This is a genomic window from Novosphingobium nitrogenifigens DSM 19370, assembly GCF_000192575.1.
GTDB lineage: Bacteria > Pseudomonadota > Alphaproteobacteria > Sphingomonadales > Sphingomonadaceae > Novosphingobium > Novosphingobium nitrogenifigens.
Window position 1 is genome coordinate 387672 of record NZ_GL876933.1, and the last position, 12728, is coordinate 400399.

12 protein-coding genes are annotated in these 12728 nt (G+C 66.0%); 4 read left to right on the forward strand and 8 right to left on the reverse strand.

The window, feature by feature from the left end:
* The first annotated feature begins 20 nt into the window (after nt 1-20).
* Nucleotides 21-953: an isoaspartyl peptidase/L-asparaginase family protein gene (locus Y88_RS11780; protein WP_008069515.1), complete on the forward strand. Its 933-nt coding sequence runs from the start codon at nt 21-23 to the stop codon at nt 951-953.
* Here Y88_RS11780 and Y88_RS11785 read toward each other — a convergent pair.
* The 7 genes from Y88_RS11785 to Y88_RS11815 are packed head-to-tail and all read right to left on the reverse strand — an operon-like array spanning nt 946 to nt 8294.
* Complete coding sequence (locus Y88_RS11785; RefSeq protein WP_008069517.1) at nt 946-1908, reverse strand: RDD family protein; 963 nt, start codon at nt 1906-1908, stop codon at nt 946-948. The genes Y88_RS11780 and Y88_RS11785 overlap by 8 nt on opposite strands.
* The gene (locus tag Y88_RS11790; RefSeq protein ID WP_008069519.1) at nt 1908-2978 is read right to left on the reverse strand and encodes a stage II sporulation protein M; all 1071 of its coding nucleotides are present in this window, start codon (nt 2976-2978) and stop codon (nt 1908-1910) included. The genes Y88_RS11785 and Y88_RS11790 overlap by 1 nt, the downstream gene beginning before the upstream one ends.
* A complete protein-coding gene (locus Y88_RS11795; RefSeq protein WP_008069520.1) occupies nt 2975-4357 on the reverse strand; it encodes a DUF58 domain-containing protein in 1383 nt (460 codons plus the stop codon). The genes Y88_RS11790 and Y88_RS11795 overlap by 4 nt, the downstream gene beginning before the upstream one ends.
* Before the next feature lie 2 nt (nt 4358-4359).
* Nucleotides 4360-5316 carry an AAA family ATPase gene (locus Y88_RS11800; protein WP_008069523.1) on the reverse strand — a complete coding sequence of 319 codons (957 nt, stop codon included), beginning with the start codon at nt 5314-5316 and terminating at the stop codon, nt 4360-4362.
* Nucleotides 5313-6686, reverse strand: coding sequence for a hypothetical protein (locus tag Y88_RS11805; RefSeq protein ID WP_232281047.1), 1374 nt, complete (start codon nt 6684-6686; stop codon nt 5313-5315). Before Y88_RS11805 ends, Y88_RS11800 begins: the two co-directional genes overlap by 4 nt.
* Before the next feature lie 8 nt (nt 6687-6694).
* A complete protein-coding gene (locus Y88_RS11810) occupies nt 6695-7357 on the reverse strand; it encodes a hypothetical protein (protein ID WP_232281048.1) in 663 nt (220 codons plus the stop codon).
* Between the two features lie 46 nt (nt 7358-7403).
* Nucleotides 7404-8294, reverse strand: a complete 891-nt coding sequence (locus tag Y88_RS11815) for a prephenate dehydratase (RefSeq protein ID WP_008069533.1) — start codon at nt 8292-8294, stop codon at nt 7404-7406.
* 197 nt (nt 8295-8491) lie between these two features.
* On the opposite strand from Y88_RS11815, the gene Y88_RS11820 reads away from it, so the two are divergent.
* On the forward strand, nt 8492-9112 hold the full coding sequence (locus Y88_RS11820; protein WP_008069534.1) for a c-type cytochrome: 621 nt from the start codon (nt 8492-8494) through the stop codon (nt 9110-9112).
* A gap of 142 nt (nt 9113-9254) precedes the next feature.
* On the opposite strand, the gene Y88_RS11825 is transcribed toward Y88_RS11820, so the two are convergent.
* Nucleotides 9255-9536, reverse strand: a complete 282-nt coding sequence (locus Y88_RS11825; RefSeq protein WP_008069535.1) for an integration host factor subunit beta — start codon at nt 9534-9536, stop codon at nt 9255-9257.
* Nucleotides 9537-9898: 362 nt separating this feature from the next.
* On the opposite strand from Y88_RS11825, the gene Y88_RS11830 reads away from it, so the two are divergent.
* Together Y88_RS11830 and Y88_RS11835 are read left to right on the forward strand one after the other, a co-directional pair.
* Nucleotides 9899-11707 carry a peptide MFS transporter gene (locus Y88_RS11830; RefSeq protein WP_008069542.1) on the forward strand — a complete coding sequence of 603 codons (1809 nt, stop codon included), beginning with the start codon at nt 9899-9901 and terminating at the stop codon, nt 11705-11707.
* A gap of 246 nt (nt 11708-11953) precedes the next feature.
* The gene (locus Y88_RS11835) at nt 11954-12634 is read left to right on the forward strand and encodes an NnrU family protein (protein ID WP_008069543.1); all 681 of its coding nucleotides are present in this window, start codon (nt 11954-11956) and stop codon (nt 12632-12634) included.
* The last annotated feature ends 94 nt before the right edge of the window (nt 12635-12728 follow it).

Sequence of the window (12728 nt, forward strand, 5' to 3'; positions counted from 1 at the left end):
CTTCTGCTATCTCGCAGGGCATGACTGATGCAACGACCGATCCGCGCTGGGCCATCGCCATTCATGGCGGGGCCGGTTCGATGACATCCGAAACGCTCGACGCTGAAGCGGTGGCCGCGCATGAAGCGGTCCTTGCCGCAGCGCGGGACGCTGGACGCGCAGTCCTTGTCGCGGGGGGCAGCGCGGTCGACGCGGTCACGGCGGCGGTCGCCGTGCTGGAGGACGATCCGCATTTCAACGCCGGACGCGGGGCGGTCTTTACCTATCACGGCACCAACGAACTCGACGCTGCGATCATGGACGGACGCGCGCGCGACGCCGGGGCCGTCGCCTGTGTCACCCATACGAAGAACCCGGTCCGTCTTGCCCGTGCGGTGATGGAAGCGGGCCCTCACGTTTTCCTTTCGGGCGAGGGGGCAGAGGAATTCGCTCGCGACCATGGCGTGGAGCAAGTCGATCCCGACTGGTTCGCGACGCCCGAACGCTGGCGCCAGCTTGAGGAATTGAAGTCGCGCAAGCTCGGCTGGTTCGATGCGGACATGAAATACGGCACGGTCGGCGCGGTTGCGCTCGATGCGCAGGGGCACGTCGCGGCGGCGACCTCGACCGGGGGCCTGACCGGCAAGCGTTGGGGACGGATCGGTGATTCGCCACTGATCGGGGCGGGCACTTATGCCGACGATCGTGCCGGGGCGGTGTCCTGTACCGGATCGGGCGAACAATTCATTCGCACCGGTGCCGCGCACGAAATCTGTGCCCGCATGCGCATGACCGGGCAGAGCGCCGACGAGGCAGCTCGCGCGGTCCTTGCCGAAATCGGAACGATCGGCGGGGTCGGCGGCGTGATCGTGGTCACGCCCACCGGGGAAACCGCGATGCCTTTCACGACGCCCGGCATGTTCCGCGCTCGCGCCGACAGCACCGGCCGCGAAGAGGTCGCGATTTTCAGCTGAACTTGTCGGCCTTGCGCTTGCCCAGCCGCATCCCGGTTTCGAGCCGGGCGCGCAGCTGGGTGTAATAGGCTTCCAGAAAGGCGCGCTCGTCGCCCCGCCCACTGGTCCAGCCGATCTTGCGACAGATCGCCTCGGTCACTTCGGCAAGGGCCTGCGGGCGATCGTCGCGCAGGATCTGTTCGAGCACCTTGAGCTCGTATTCGCCGTAGATGGCAAGATCCTCGTCGCTGAACCGGTAATGCGCGCCGGTTACGGTGCTGATCCCTTCGCCGGCCTTGCCGAGCGAAAGCGCGGCATCGAGCTTGGTGCGCGGGGTTTCGACGACCCAGGTTCCCGCAATGATGTCCCCGCACCGCAACCGGTCGCGGTTGAAGAAGGGGAACAGCGCAAAGATGCCGAACCACACGGCCGAGGCCACGCCTGCCAGCGTCGGGTCGGAACCGGCGGTGAAGGCTGCGCCGATGAAGACGAAGGGCATGAACAGTTCGACGTCGCGCATGAGATTGCGGGCGATCACTGCTTCCGCGCTCAGCCGGTCGGCGCTGCCGTCTCCGCCGGGGCGAGCCGCGATGCGGATGTTCATCAGCCGCTTGCCCGGTGTTGCGCCGCGCGGGCCGAGTTCGAAATAGAGAAACCACGCGCTGCGGAAGAGGAACATGGCGATGATCCACAGGACCATCAGCGTTTCGGCCAGCGCCTGTTCGGGTGAATGGGCGCCCTTGGCCGGGATCGGCATGACGATCCCGCGCCCCAGCCATCCGAGCAGCAACGTGGTCACGAGCATCGTCAGCCCGATCAGGAACATGTCGACGATGAGCGCCCCGGCACGGGCCCCGCGCGAGGCGAGCGTGAGCGTCAGGCGCAGCCCCTCGGCGGTGACGATTTCCCGCCGGGCAGAGGATTGCTCTTGCCGGTAGGGCGAGGCGCGGCGACGGAAAGGGAAAGCCCGGGCCATCAGATCCCCCGTTCCCGCACGCGGCGAAATGCGAAGAAATAGGATAGCCACCAGATCAGCATGGCTATCCCCAGCGCAAGGCGCGGGATCGTGGCGTCGAGCAATTGGCGCGCATAGCCTTCGAGCACGGCCGCGACGATCAGCATGAAGACGACGCCGGTCATCACGGTCGCCGCGCGTCGCCCGGCCTGTGCGGCGGCGTCGAGAACCCCTCGCTTGCCGGGAAAGGCCATGGCCCGGCCGATATGAATGCCCGAAGCGCCCGCCAGCAGGATCGCGAAAAGCTCGGTGGTGCCATGGACCGAGAGCCAGCCGACAAGGTCGAATGTCAGCCCTTGCCCGTGATAGAGCCAGAGCAAGGCTCCAAGCAGGGCGGTGTTCTGGATCAGCAGCAGAATCGAGGGCACCGCAAAGGCAAAGCCGAGCGCAAAGCACAGGATCGAGACCTGCGCATTGTTGCTGAAGAGATAGGCGGAAAAGATCGACAGGCCGCTTTCGTGGCTCTTGCCGAAAAGCGTTGCATAAAGCTGCGCCCGGCTGGCACCCGGAACGCGATCGTCGCCCGGATGCGCGGGCATCAGGGCATAGAACCAGTCGGGATTGCCCGAGACCAGCAGCCAGCCGACCACAGTCCCGGCAACCATCACGGCAAGGGCAATGAGAAGGTCGGGACCAAGCGAGCGCACGGCCGCACTCCATCCGCCGCCAAAGAAGCCGCGCAGCCAGCCCCCCAACCCGACGCGCGGGCCATAGACGACGAACCAGGCGCGTTGTGCGAGGCCTTCGAGATAGGCGAGCGTCGCGTTGTCGAGGCTGGTTTCGCGCGCGACGGCAAGGCTGGAGACGAGTGTGCGGTAAAGCGCGGGGAGGGCCAGCAAATCCTCGTCCGACACGCTGCCGGTGCGTCCGCGCTCGATCCGCGCGACGATGTTTTCCAGCCGCCGCCAGTCCGCTTCGCGTTCGAGCCGGAACCGGTCGGAGCGCAACGAGGCTTCTTCGGCGGCTGCGATGGTGGCTTTCTCGCGGCGGGAGAACCATGTGCCGATGACATCGCCGGTCAGGCTGCTCATCCGATGCTCCCTTCGCGCTTGATCGTCAGATAGGCGTCGAGCAGGCGATTGCCGATGGTTTCCCACGGCGCCTCGATCACCATGATCCCGGCCTGCCGCAAGCGCGTGAGGACGAGCGCGCGCTGACGGATGAGCGTGCTGGCGACGACGGCCCGGGCGGCATCGTCGATGGCCTCGACGTCGGCTTCGGCCATGGTGTCGAGATCTTCGTCGCGCATGACGAGAAAGACGACCCGATGGCGCTCGACCAGCCGGGTGCACATCTCGATCATGAGTTCGGCGCCGGTGGGATCGTTGAAATCGGAAAAGACGACGATCAGCGAACGGCGTTGCAACCGAGCCGACAGGCTGGCCATGGCCAGTGTGAAATTGGGTTCCTCGGCGCAGTAGTCGAGCGCGGCGGCGGCTTCCTGCAGGCGGCGGAACTGATGCGGGGCGGTGACGAAGGGGCTCATCACCAGCGGGCGGGAGGCAAAGCCGAACAAGGCAACGCGATCCTCGGCCTTGAGCGCGACCCAGGCGGTGGTGAGCGCGGCCGTGACGGCGCGATCGATGCGGGCAAGGCCGCCGATCGGTTCGCACATCGCCTGTCCGCAGTCGAAGGCAAAGACGATCTGGTTGTTGCGTTCGGTTTCGTATTCACGGGCGAACAGGCGGCTGTGCCGGGCCGAGGATTTCCAGTCGATCCGGCGGCGATCCATGCCCGGCTGGTATTCGGCCAGAGCCTCGAACTCGGTGCCTTCGCCCCGGATGCGGCGGGCGACCAGCCCCTGTTGCGCTTCGCGCAGGAAAATCTGCAAGGCCGCGCCGCGCGCCGGGGCGATATTGGGCCATATGCGGACATCGCGGTCGAAATCGCGATGGACCTGCCGATGGGCAAGGCCGAGCGGCCCCTGCCAGCGCAGCCAGCCCCGGGTGATGCGGGCGGTGCCGCGTCGCGATGGCGCCGGAGATCCGATCCCCAGCCATTGTCCGGGCTCGCCCCCCGTCAGTGCGATGTCGATCCGTCCGCCGGGGGCGAGGCGAGGATCGGTGGCCAACGCGACGGCAGGGCCGGTGCGGGGACTGCCGCGCGACAGCTCGACTTCGACCCGGAGGAGCAGGGCCTCGCCCACTTCCCCGTCTTCGGGCGCGTGCAGGCGAAATGCGGTGACGCTTCCGGCCAGTGCTGCATCGCCAAGGATCAGCAGGAACAGGGCGCCGCCTGCCGCCGGTGCCACCGTCCATGCGCCGGGCGCGATGGACGCAACGATCAGCGCGGCGAGCGCGAGCAGGACAAGGAGGCGGATCGCGCGCGCGGTCGGATGCAGCCCGGCGATGCGCGGGCGCCAGTCGTCGGCTATCGGGGCCGGGGAAGACAGGACCGGCGCGGGGACCATGATCAGCGCGGCGCGTCGGTGCGGGTGACGAGTTCGCCGACGATGGCTTCGATCGCGCGTCCTTCGATCTCGGCGGCGGGGGACAGCAGCAGACGGTGGCGCAGGATCGCGGTGGCCAGTGCCTTGACGTCGTCGGGCACCACATAGGCACGCCCATCAAGCGCTGCACGGGCACGGGCTGCGCCTGCCAGCAGGACGGCGGCGCGCGGCGAAGCGCCGGACACCAGATCGCCGCTTTCGCGCGTGGCCCGGATCAGCCGCACGACATAGTCGACGATGCTTTCGGCCATGGTCACTTGCGCGGTGGCCGCAACGGCAGCGGCGAGCGCGGTCGCATCGGTCACGGCCCTAACGCCCAGTTCTGCGGGACGCGGCGCGCCCCGGCCCGAGGCATAGCGCGCCACGATCCGGGTCTCTTCGTCGATGGCGGGGTAATCGACCAGGACCTTGAACAGGAAGCGGTCGAGCTGTGCTTCGGGCAGGGGATAGACGCCCTGGCTTTCGATCGGGTTCTGCGTCGCGACGACCATGAAACGGTCGGACAGGGCGTGAGTCTGCCCGTCGAGCGTCACTCGCCGCTCCTGCATCGCTTCGAGCAGGGCCGCCTGGGTCTTGGGCGGCGTACGGTTGATTTCGTCGGCGAGCAGCAATTCGCAGAAGATCGGTCCGCGCGTCAGCGTGAACTGGCTCGTCTGGAAATTGAACAGGTTCGAGCCGAGGATGTCGCCGGGCAGCAAGTCGGGCGTGAACTGGATGCGCCCGAAATCGAGCCCGAGCGCAGTCGCGAATGTCTGGGCCAGAAAGGTCTTGGCCGTTCCCGGCGGCCCTTCGAGCAGGACATGGCCTCCGGCGAACAGGCCGATCAGCAAGTGATCGACGACCGCGTCCTGCCCCACCACGGCCTTGGCGATTTCATGGCGGATCGCCTCGCCCAGTGTGCGTACCTCTTCGAGTGTCATGCTTTCCTCATGGTGACGAGCGCGCGCTCGATGCGATGGATCTGCGCGGCGGCGGCAGCGATGTCGTGGGCTCGGCGGGCCGAGCCGAGTTGGTGCGCGGCGGTGGAAAAGGGAATGGTCCCGGGCATGCGGGTTTCCAGAATGCGGTCGATGGCGGCATCGGTTTCCGCTTCGGGACGACGACGCGGCAGCCCGAGTGCGGCGATCAGGCGTTCGCGTGCCGCCTCGGCATAAGGCGCGCCGATCAGGTGATGACGCCGCGCGCGCAGGATCAGTTCGGCACTGCCCGTGACCAGCGCGACTTTGCCCGATGCGATCGCCGGAGCAGCCACAAGTGCAGGACCGAAGCGGGCCAGACCGAGCCAGATCGAGGCAGCGGCGGCAAGGATCAGGCAGATCGTTGCCGCAAGGAACGGCGGCTGGAACGCGAGGGACAAAAGATTGCGCGGTTGTCCCAACCCGGCCAGCGACAAGTCGAAGGCGATCGGGCGAGCTGCGGCGTCCCCCTCGGCGTCCCCGGCTGCCGCCCGGATCAACCGGTCGGCGAGAAGACCGGTCTGGCGATCGGCAAGCCCCATGTTATCGAGAAGATCGGGTTCGAACACGATGACAAGCGGATGCATGTCGCGGTCCTCGCCGGTCGGCGCGGTGAGCCCGGCCATGCGGTCGAGAGCCGGATAGGCGCCGCCATCGGCGAAATAGCCCGCCAGCACGCGCCCGTCGGCGCTAGTGACGAGCGGTGTGATGCCGTGATGTCCATCGTCCTCGCCTTGTCCGGAGAGCACCACATGGTCATCGGGAAGCGGGCCGGACGACTGTCCGTCCGCGCTGCGCCAGCCATGTGCAGGAGGGCCGCCCGGCTGTTCGAGCCGGACCGAGGTCCGGTCGAGGAACCCTTTCCATTCGGGAGGCTCGGTCCCGACGACCGTACTCCAGCCGCGCGGCGGTTTGGGCGCGCCGAACGGGTTCCAGCGCGAAGGCGTGACGCGCGGATCGCTCGTGAGCGGCACGGCCTGCCATTTGGGCGTGACGACCAGAACGGGACCGGTCAGGCGATGGCGATTGACGACCTGGGCAATGTCCTTGCCGTCAGCCCAGGCGAGCGGCGTCACGATCAGCAGGGCATTGGCCTCAGCACTACCAGGCATACGGGTGAAATCGACCGTGCGTCCCTCGGCCGAGAGCATGGCAGCGAGCGCGGCATAGCCGGAAATGCCCTTGCCCAGCCCATGGGCGCCGCCGTTGTCCGCGCGCGGTTCTCGGGTTCCCATCGCCGCCAGCAGCGCGACAAAAGCGATGAAGCCCACGCAGACGAGCGCGACCATGGCGCGCGGGCCAAACGGGGCAGAATTGCCGGGCGAACCGTTCATGCGCCCGTTCATCCGTGCGGCACGGCAAAGGCGGCATAGGCGCCACGCGCGCGCGCCCAGTCGGCATGTCCCAGCCGTTGCAGGGCATAGCGGCTGCGTTCGACTTCGCCCGCGATGATGGCAAAGGCGTTACGGGCGGTGGGGGGCAAGGCGGGCAGATGCGCGATTTCACGCGCGGTGCTCGACGGCGTCAACCAGTCAGGACGGCTTTGTGCGATGTCATCGAAACTGCGGCGCAGCAGCAAGTGGACGGCGGCGTCGAACAGGCCTTGCGCGGCAAGCCGGTCGGCATCGGCCAGCAGCGCCACGGCGCGATCGGTGTCGGGCGCCCAGGCCGGGGCCGTCCTCGCCTCCGCCTTGCGTCCGCGCAGGAGACCGGCAAGGAAAGGCCAGGCGATCGCGGCTGCGGCCAGAACGATCACGGCGACGGTCGCGATTTCGATCTCCCGCCAATGCCGGGCCAGAAACTGCCCCAGGGGACCGACATGCGCCGCCAGCCACTCGAGCGCCTCGCCAAGCCGCTTGCCGAGCGCCTGAAGCCATGCGGGCTGCGGGACTTGCGGTTCGGGTCTGGGGGCGAGCGGTGTGAACTGGATATCGCTCATCGCCCGAGCCTTGGCCCAGGCGGCCTCGCCGGTCATGCTCGGTTGCGGGGGCACGGGCGTGGTCACGAATGGAATGCTTGCACGCTATGCGCCCGGCCGCAAGTGCCTCGGCCTAACCCCGCGCGCGTTCGAGGGGGTACGTGCCCAGAATGCGCAAGTTGCTGGCAAAGAACGCGAGTTCCTCCATCGCAAGGTCGAAACCGCGCTGACCGGGTTTGCCCACGACGTCGGCATAGAACATCGTCGCGGCAAAGCTTGCCCCCTTCTGGTAGCTTTCGAGCTTGGTCATGTTGACCCCGTTCGTGGCAAAGCCGCCGAGCGCCTTGTAGAGCGCGGCGGGGATATTGCGCACTTCGAAGACGAACGTGGTGATCGCTTCGCCCGCGATCGTTGCCGGATCGAGCGGCTTTTGCGCAAGGAGGACGAACCGGGTGGTGTTGTCGTGGGCGTCCTCGACATTTTCCTCAACGATATCGAGACCATAGAGTTCCGCCGCGATCCGGGGCGCCAGCGCGGCAAGGGCGGGGTCGCCCAGTTCCGCGACATAGGCGGCCGCTCCGGCGGTGTCGGCATAGCTCATCGGCACGATGCCCTTGTCGCGCAAGTAGTGGCGCGACTGGCCCAGAGCCTGCGGGTGGCTGTAGGCGGCGCGGAACGGGCCGTGCCCAAGCCCCATCAGGCAGGCATGGATGTCGAGGAAATGCTCGCCGATGATCGACAGGCCGGATTCGGGCAGCAGGAAATGGATGTCGGCCACGCGACCGTGCTGCGAATTCTCGATCGGAATGATCGCGCTGCCAGCGCGCCCTTCCTTGACCGCGTCGAGCGCGTCCTCGAACGAAAAGCACGGCAAGGGCAGTCCGTCGGGCAGGGCTTCGAGCGCGGCGCGATGCGAATTGGCGCCGGGCGCCCCCTGAAACGAAACCGCGCGCGCCGGGTCGGCGGCAGCGGCTGCGGCAAGCGATTCGACAAGGGCAAGGGCGGGCGCGGGATAGCTGTGCATGGGGTCAGCCGCTTAAAGTCTGATTCAAAACTCGCCAAGAGGCCAGTTTCGCCCGTTTCGGACCGCAGGTTTCCGTCGGTGCGGGTGCAATCGCTCTTGCGCCCGCGCGGGGCGGTGATTACAGCACAAATCAAATAAAAATGGGGTGGTGGTCGGCGCGAAATCGGCTTGACGCACATAGGGACACGGGGAAACGCATGAACGGTCGTTTCAATACCATCGCCGGCTGGACCTTGTTTGGCGGGATCCTTGCGCTCGGGCTTTCAAGCCTTTCGGGCCACTTTTTCCAGGCAGACAAGCAGATCAAGCCCGATGTCATGGGCTATGCAGTCGATGCGGGTGCAGCGGGGGGCAGTGGCGGCCCGGCAGCGCCCGAGCCGATTGCCAATCGTCTTGCCAAGGCTGACGCGGGCAAGGGCGAAGCGGTCTTTGCCAAGTGCAAGGCCTGTCACACGGTCGATCAGGGTGCCGCCAACGGCATCGGTCCCAATCTCTGGGCGGTTGTCGGCGACGCGATCGGCGCGGGACGCGGCGGTTTCGCTTTCTCCGATGCGCTCAAGGCCAAGGGCGGCAAGTGGGATTTCGCTCTTCTCGACGAATGGCTGACCAATCCCAAGAAGTTCGCGGACGGCACCAAGATGACCTTTGCCGGGCTGTCGAGCCCGGAAGATCGCGCCAACGTGATCCTCTATCTCAACTCCAAGGGCTCGAACCTGCCGCTGCCCGCGCCTGAAGCTGCGGGCGCTGCACCCGACGCTGCCGCCAGCGGCGCTGCGCCGGATGCGGCCGCATCGGACGCTGCTCCGGCTGCCAAGTAAGAGGCAGGCCAGTAAGCTTCAGGCATGAAAAAAGGGGGCGCTCCGGATCGGCGCCCCCTTTTTCGTGGTCCGGTTAAGGCAATTTCCCCAGCCCCCGCCGGGAAAATCGCCAAAGTCGGCCCGATGTTGAATTGGCCGACGCTTATTCTGCGTTCAGCCTGACCCGCATTTCCTTGCCCGGCTTGAAATAAGGCACGCGTTTGCCCGGCACGTCGACGGCCTCGCCGGTGCGCGGATTGCGCCCCTTGCGTGCGTCGCGCTCGCGGGTCGAAAACGCGCCGAAGCCGCGCAGTTCCACGCGTCCGCCTTCAGCGAGGCGCTTGCCGATTTCGTCGAAGAAGACGTCGACGACGCGTTCGATTTCATCGCTGCGCATGTCAGGGCTTTGCTTGGCAAGGACCTGCAACAATTCTGATCTGATCATCCCCACACCTCCGCGGATGCCCGTGGCATCCCCCAATCCTGTCCCATTTTTCCAAGCTGGGCCCCCCGGTCCAGCTTGCCGTAACGTTCTTGCCAGAGCGTTACAGTCAAGACAACCTGTTCTATGGCACGAAAAGGAAGGAAATGCGCGGATTTTCGGCTGATCCGGCGGATTTTGCGACAGCTGTTCCGCCATGGCGCATGTTGGCCGCCGATTGAGGGGCAGGACCCGCGGGCGAGGGCACCCCGGGGCAGGGGTGCCCCGCATTTGCAGTTGCCATCCGCGCCGCTCTGGCTAGGGTTTTTTCCATATTCGCCGGGGAGGTTCGCACTGCGCCCCCGGACGGAGAGGAGATCACCGACTTGACTTCATCTGTTCCAGACCCGGCTGCGGGTGCTGCCGCCGCTGTTGCCGTCGAGACGCTCGACCGCAGCTGGTTCGGCCACCCGCGCCAGCTTGCCCGGCTGTTCGCCACCGAGATGTGGGAACGCTTCGGCTATTACGGCATGCGTGCCTTGCTCACGCTCTATCTGACCAAGCATTTCCTGTTCAGCGACCATACCGCCAACGGCATCTACGGTGGCTTCACGGCGATGGTCTATCTGACCCCGCTCGTCGGCGGATTGCTGGCCGACCGTTATCTCGGGGCCAAGCGTTCGGTCAAATTCGGCGCCGTCATCATGGCGCTTGGGTATTTCATCCTGTGCTTTGGCGGCCCGACCGCGCGGCCTTATGCCCTTGTCGAAGGCGTCCGCCATGACGTGGTACAGGAAAACGTCGTCGATCGTCCGACCTCGAGCGGCGGCGAACGCCGTTATGTCGTCGTCGATGCGCAGCGGCTGCTGATCCGGGGTGAATCGAACGGAACCGTTTCGCTCGTCGCGTCCGACGGTCACGTCGCCCGCAACGTTCCGGCCGCGCAGTTCCAGTCGGGCGGCGAACGGTCGCCGATGGCAACGACGCTGGTCCTGCTCGCGATCGCGCTGATCACCATCGGCAACGGTTTCTTCAAGCCGAACATTTCGACCATGGTGGGCGAACTCTATCGCGCCGGCGACCGCCGCAAGGACGCAGGATTCACCATATTCTACATGGGTATCAATGTCGGCGCGTTGGGATCGCAGATCCTGTGCCCGTGGCTCGCCGACAGCGTCGGCTGGTGGGCAGGGTTCCTGCTCGCTGCGCTCGGCATGCTCGCCTCGTGGGCGCAAATCCAGTTCGACGGCGGGCGGCTCGCCGATTACGGCAATCCCCCGGCGACCGAGGGCAAGGACCGCGCCGTGCCGATCTTCGCGGCGGCGCTGATCACGGTTCCGCTGGTCATGCTGCTGATCCAGAACCTGATGCAGGCCGAACCGGCGGCGGCGGGAACCGGCATCCTGGGCTATGTCCTGGCCCTGCCGATCATGGGCAAGCTCTTGTTCGGGACGTTCCTCGTCGCGGTCCCGGCGATCCTGGGCTATGCCTGGACCGCCGGAAACCGTGCCGAATTCCAGATGATGCTGGCCGCCATGGTGCTGATTTCGTTCAACACCGTGTTCTGGACCCTGTTCGAACAGGCGGGCAGTTCGCTGACCCTGTTCGCCGACCGCAACACCGATCTGCACGTGATCGGCTCGTTCAGCATCTCGGCGGCGCAGACGCAGTTCTTCAATGCCTTTTTCATCGTCACGCTGGCGCCGCTGATGTCGGGGCTGTGGACTGCGCTGGGCAAGCGGGGGCTGGAGCCTTCGACCCCGGTCAAGTTCGGGGCCGCGCTCGCGGGCGTTGGCGCGGGGTTCCTGTTGCTGGTCTGGGGCGCGTCGTTTGCCGATTCGGCGTTCAAGGTCTCGATCTGGTGGCTGGCGGGGCTCTATTTCGTGCACACGGTTGCCGAACTGTGCATTTCGCCGGTCGGGCTCAGCATGATCACCAAGCTGTCTCTGGCCCGTATCGTCGGGTTGATGATGGGGGTGTGGTTCCTGTCGATCGCGATCGCGCAATATGTCGCGGGGATCATTGCCCAGGTCGCCAGCGTCGATACGGTCGGCGGTGAAGTGACCAATCCCAAGCTCAGCCTCGACACTTATGTTCATGTTTTCACGATGATCGGCTGGGCCGCCGTGGTGATCGGGCTGGTCCTGCTCGTGATTGCCTGGCCGCTCAAACGATTGATGCACGGGGTCAACTGATCCCGGAATCTCGCGCGCGGGACGGGTCGGGGGCCCGTCCCGTGTTGTCGGCAAACCCTGCCATCTGAATGGGAGTGGGGCCGACATTCCGTACTGTGGCGAAATAACCGTTTACCAAGTTTTTGTACAAAACGGCGAAAAATCGCCTATCCCGTTTACCGGCTGGAACTTGTGGTATCTGCGTTGCGAAGACTGCGCTCGCGATCCGGTCCAGCCGCTCGGATGGATTGATGAATGATTGATCAAATGATGTTTCTGGTGGCTGCCATGGGGGCTCTTGTCGCAAGCCATCTCGTTTTGTCGAACCCGGTTCGCGCCCCGCTGGTCAAGGCGATGGGAGAACGCGGGTTCCAGGGGGCCTATTCGCTACTGGCGATCGTGCTGCTGGTGCTGGTGCTGGTCGCCTATCGCGAGGCTCCGCGCATGCCGGTGACGTGGGACGCGATGCTGCCTGTCAGCATGGTGATCGCGAGTGTCCTGACCTATGTCGCGACTGCGCTGTTCATGGCCTCGCTGGTGCGCAATCCGGGTCTTCTGGGGGCCAATGTCAACGGCCTGTCGGCGGTGACGCCCAAGGGTGTGTTCCAGATCACGCGCCACCCGATGATGTTCGCGATCGCCCTGTGGTCGCTGGCGCACGTGCTGGTGGCGCCTTCGCCGCGCAACTTCGTCCTGTTTGGCGGGATGATCTTCCTGGCGATCTATGGCGCGCATTTGCAGGACGTGAAGAAGAACGCGCTCCACGGTCGCGAATGGAAGACCTGGTCGACCCGGACGCCGTTCTGGCCCGATGTGACCAAGGCGGCGTCGCTGGGGGCCTTCTGGCTCCACGCGCTGATCCCCTGGCTCTTGCTGACCTGGCTGCATCTGTGGCTGGCGCAGATCCCGGCCGGTATCTGGTGGTTCTTCCCCGAAGCGGCCGGTTGACGGGGCTGTTATAAAAAAGGGGGTGCGCGCCTGACCGGCGCGCGCCCTTTTTTATGCCCGGGCTTCGTTCACGCCCGCGCTGTTATGACGGAGG

What these genes read in the sequence shown, in the direction of transcription:
- Y88_RS11780 (WP_008069515.1), top strand. Translation starts at nt 21, where the DNA reads ATGACTGATGCAACGACCGATCCGCGCTGGGCCATCGCCATTCATGGC.
- Y88_RS11785 (WP_008069517.1), bottom strand. Translation starts at nt 1,908, where the DNA reads ATGGCCCGGGCTTTCCCTTTCCGTCGCCGCGCCTCGCCCTACCGGCAA.
- Y88_RS11790 (WP_008069519.1), bottom strand. Translation starts at nt 2,978, where the DNA reads ATGAGCAGCCTGACCGGCGATGTCATCGGCACATGGTTCTCCCGCCGC.
- Y88_RS11795 (WP_008069520.1), bottom strand. Translation starts at nt 4,357, where the DNA reads ATGGTCCCCGCGCCGGTCCTGTCTTCCCCGGCCCCGATAGCCGACGAC.
- Y88_RS11800 (WP_008069523.1), bottom strand. Translation starts at nt 5,316, where the DNA reads ATGACACTCGAAGAGGTACGCACACTGGGCGAGGCGATCCGCCATGAA.
- Y88_RS11805 (WP_232281047.1), bottom strand. Translation starts at nt 6,686, where the DNA reads ATGAACGGTTCGCCCGGCAATTCTGCCCCGTTTGGCCCGCGCGCCATG.
- Y88_RS11815 (WP_008069533.1), bottom strand. Translation starts at nt 8,294, where the DNA reads ATGCACAGCTATCCCGCGCCCGCCCTTGCCCTTGTCGAATCGCTTGCC.
- Y88_RS11820 (WP_008069534.1), top strand. Translation starts at nt 8,492, where the DNA reads ATGAACGGTCGTTTCAATACCATCGCCGGCTGGACCTTGTTTGGCGGG.
- Y88_RS11825 (WP_008069535.1), bottom strand. Translation starts at nt 9,536, where the DNA reads ATGATCAGATCAGAATTGTTGCAGGTCCTTGCCAAGCAAAGCCCTGAC.
- Y88_RS11835 (WP_008069543.1), top strand. Translation starts at nt 11,954, where the DNA reads ATGATGTTTCTGGTGGCTGCCATGGGGGCTCTTGTCGCAAGCCATCTC.